At 73.5% G+C, this 4,018-nt stretch carries 2 protein-coding genes; both read left to right on the forward strand.

Features of this window, described 5'->3' with window-relative positions; genetic code table 11:
• The first annotated feature begins 339 nt into the window (after positions 1-339).
• Complete coding sequence (thrB, locus tag ACFRMQ_RS38995) at positions 340-1,278, forward strand: homoserine kinase (RefSeq protein WP_380735637.1); 939 nt, start codon at positions 340-342, stop codon at positions 1,276-1,278.
• 602 nt (positions 1,279-1,880) lie between these two features.
• On the forward strand, positions 1,881-3,980 hold the full coding sequence (gene rho / locus ACFRMQ_RS39000; protein WP_380735638.1) for a transcription termination factor Rho: 2,100 nt from the start codon (positions 1,881-1,883) through the stop codon (positions 3,978-3,980).
• The last annotated feature ends 38 nt before the right edge of the window (positions 3,981-4,018 follow it).

Consider the following 4,018-nt stretch of genomic DNA (forward strand, 5'->3'; position numbering starts at 1 on the left):
GCCCTCCGCGGGGCCGGCCCGTCGAAGTTCGCCACTGACACTTTCGTGTCAATCGAGCTTCGCTTTGCGATCCGTTTCCGCCCCCCTCTTCGACGGAGGGGGGTGCGCATTCCGGCCAGAAGCGGCAACACACCAGATCGAAGGCCCACGGGGTGTACCGCTGGGGAACCTCTCTTCGATACTCTGGCCTCGGCCGCGTGGCACCTGCCCCGGGCCCGGCGGGTCCGGGCCGAGCCGACCCCCAGTGACCGCCCGCCCCCGAGGGGCCGTGGTCCGTTCCCCACCCTCGCACCGACGACGCGCTCCGCGCCGCCCGATTTCCCCAGGAGAGTCCACCGCATGGCCGGTCCCGCGTTCCGTGCCGCCGCCGTCCGGGTCCGGGTTCCCGCGACCAGCGCCAATCTCGGCCCGGGCTTCGACGCCTTCGGGCTCGCGCTGGGTCTGTACGACGACGTGGTCGTCCGGGTCTCCGACTCGGGCCTCTCCGTCGACATCGCGGGTGAGGGCGCCGAGACGCTGCCGCGCGACGAGCGCCACCTGCTGGTCCGCTCGATGCGCGCCGCCTTCGACCGGCTCGGCGGGCAGCCCCGCGGCCTCGAAGTGGTCTGCGCCAACCGGATACCGCACGGCCGCGGCCTCGGGTCCTCCTCGGCCGCCATCTGCGCCGGCATCGTGGCCGCCCGCGCGGTGACCATCGGCGGGCCGTCCGCGCTGGACGACGACGCGCTGCTGGCCCTCGCCTCCGAGCTGGAGGGCCACCCGGACAACGTCGCGGCCTGCCTGCGCGGCAACTTCACCATCGCCTGGACCGACGAGGAGTCGGCCAGGGCGGTGGCGCTGGAGCCGTCCGAGCAGGTCGTCCCGGTGGTGTTCGTGCCGGCCGGTGAGGTGCTCACCGAGACCGCGCGCGGACTGCTGCCGAAGACCGTCCCGCTGGCCGACGCCGCCGTCAACGCCGGCCGCTCCGCACTGCTGGTGGAGGCGCTCACCAGGCGCCCCGACCTGCTGTTCGCCGCCACCGAGGACCGGCTGCACCAGGACTACCGCGCCTCCGCGATGCCGGACAGCGCCGCGCTGGTCGGCGCGCTGCGCGCCGAGGGCGTCCCCGCGGTCATCTCCGGGGCCGGTCCGACCGTCCTGGCGCTCACCGACGAGGCGGGCGCCGACAAGGTGCTCTCCTTCGCCGGGCACCACGGCCACGGCGGCGACCCGGCGTTCGCCGCGCACCGGCTGGACGTCGACCGCACCGGGGCCGTCGTGCTCCCGCTGGACGTCTGAGCAGCGCGAACGGGCCGCGCGGGGCCCGGCACCGGCACCCTGCCGAGCCGGGCCCGACGGACACGATTGGCAAGCACGAGGCTGGGGAATGTCTGAGGGGGTCGGTAGTGTTAACCTCATTGCTGCACCAGGTGCCCTCCGGGGCTCGGTGCGCCGCGTCCCGATCCCAGCACTCCACAGCAGTGGAGTCCCGGCGATGCACGGGGCGACGATTCTCCGGGAGCCCACCGCAGCGCGTACGCAGCCTGCCTGCGCGACACGCGGCCGCATCCCGAAGCCGTGACACGGCACCTGACTCCCACCCGCGGCCTCCCACCTAGAGGCCAGGACGGGCGGAGCGCGGGCCACCGTCACGCGACGGGGGCCCGGGATTCGCAGGGAGCGTGGGGGTTACGCCCTCAGGGGAGGTCGACACACGACCGGCCCACGCGCCAATCAGCACCACCGTGCTTCAAAGCACCGCACCTCGTAGCTCTCCCTCGACGGGCTCCCGCCATTCGAGGGATCACCGCCTCGGACCGACGCAGTCGAGCGTTGGTCAGGACAGCACAACCGGTCGCCGAGCCAGACAGGCCGACGCCCGCTCCAGGGAAGGACCCTTAGTGAGCGACTCCACCGATCTGATGCGCCCGGACGCCGACGCGTCGGACGCAGCCGCCCCCGCTGCCCCGGCGCGGCGCCGCCGCAGTGCCGCCGCGGGCCTGGACGGCATGGTCCTGGCCGAGCTCCAGAAGCTCGCCGCGGACCTTGGCATCACCGGTACCGGGCGCATGCGCAAGAGCCAGCTGATCGAGACCATCAAGGAGAAGAGCGGCGGGGACCCGCTGCTCGCCGCCGGTGGCACCGCCCCGGCCGCCAAGCGCACCGCCGCCAAGGCCGAGGCCGAGGCCCCGGCCGAGAAGCCGGCCCGCCGCACCAAGGCCGCGAAGGCCGCCGCCGAGGCCGCCGCCGAGCCGCAGGCCCAGATCGAGATCCCGGTCCAGGCCGCCGCCGAGACCGCCGCGCCGGCGCGCACCGAGCGCACCCGCCGCCGTGCCACCTCGGCCGCCGGTGCCCCCACCGCTCCCGCCGCCCCGGCCGCCGAGGCCGAGGCCGCCACCGTCGTGGTCGCCGAGCCCAAGCAGGCCGAGGCCCGCCCGGCCGAGACCCGCGGCTTCGAGGGCCGCGAGGACGGTCGCGAGAGCCGTCGTGACCGCCGTGAGCGGCGCGAGCGCGGTGACCGCACCGAGCGCACCGAGCGCACCGACCGCACCGAGCGCCAGGAGGGCGGCGAGGCCCAGGGCGGCCAGGAGGGCGAGGGGCGCGAGTCGCGCCGCGACCGCCGCAGCCGCCGTGAGCGCACCGACCGCCAGCCCCAGCAGGGCGGCCAGCAGCAGAGCGGCCAGGCCGACCAGCAGGGCCGCCAGGGCCAGCAGGCCCAGCAGCCGCAGGCCCAGCAGGGCGGTTACGACGACGACGAGTTCGGCGAGGGCCGTCGTGGCCGGCGCGGGCGCTACCGCGACCGCCGTGGCCGCCGCGGCCGCGACGGCTTCGAGGCCGGTCCGGCCGAGCCGCAGATCGGCGAGGACGACGTCCTGATCCCGGTCGCGGGCATCCTCGACATCCTCGACAACTACGCGTTCGTGCGCACCTCCGGCTACCTGCCGGGCCAGAACGACGTCTACGTCTCGCTCGCCCAGGTCCGCAAGAACGGCCTGCGCAAGGGTGACGCCATCACCGGTGCCGTGCGCCAGCCGCGCGACGGCGAGCGCCGCGAGAAGTTCAACGCCATGGTGCGGCTGGACTCCGTCAACGGCATGGACCCGGAGAGCGGCCGCGGCCGCCCCGAGTTCAACAAGCTCACCCCGCTCTACCCGCAGGAGCGGCTGCGCCTGGAGACCGACCCGGGCGTGCTGACCACCCGGATCATCGACCTGGTGTCTCCGATCGGCAAGGGCCAGCGCGGTCTGATCGTCGCGCCGCCGAAGACCGGCAAGACCATGGTGCTGCAGGCGGTCGCCAACGCGATCACCCACAACAACCCCGAGTGCCACCTGATGGTCGTCCTGGTCGACGAGCGTCCGGAAGAGGTCACCGACATGCAGCGGTCGGTGAAGGGCGAGGTCATCTCCTCGACCTTCGACCGCCCGGCCGAGGACCACACCACCGTCGCCGAGCTGGCCATCGAGCGCGCCAAGCGCCTGGTGGAGCTGGGCCACGACGTGGTCATCCTGCTGGACTCGATCACCCGCCTCGGCCGCGCCTACAACCTGGCGGCGCCGGCCTCCGGCCGCATCCTGTCCGGTGGTGTCGACTCGACCGCGCTGTACCCGCCGAAGAAGTTCTTCGGTGCCGCGCGCAACATCGAGAACGGCGGCTCGCTGACCATCCTGGCCACCGCGCTGGTCGAGACCGGCTCGCGCATGGACGAGGTGATCTTCGAGGAGTTCAAGGGCACCGGCAACATGGAGCTCAAGCTCGACCGCAAGCTCTCGGACAAGCGCATCTTCCCGGCCGTCGACGTGGACGCCTCCAGCACCCGCAAGGAGGAGATCCTGCTCGGCAGCGAGGAGTTGGCCATCGTCTGGAAGCTGCGCCGGGTGCTGCACGCGCTCGACTCGCAGCAGGCGATCGAGCTGCTCCTGGACAAGATGAAGCAGACCAAGAGCAACGCCGAGTTCCTGATGCAGATCGCCAAGACCACCCCCGGCTCGGGCGACTGACCGTAGCCGGACGGCTGTCGAAGCACGGAACCCCGGAT

It is taken from the genome of Kitasatospora sp. NPDC056783 (assembly GCF_042789895.1).
Taxonomy (GTDB): Bacteria; Actinomycetota; Actinomycetes; order Streptomycetales; family Streptomycetaceae; genus Kitasatospora.

What these genes read in the sequence shown, in the direction of transcription:
- thrB (WP_380735637.1), top strand. Translation starts at nt 340, where the DNA reads ATGGCCGGTCCCGCGTTCCGTGCCGCCGCCGTCCGGGTCCGGGTTCCC.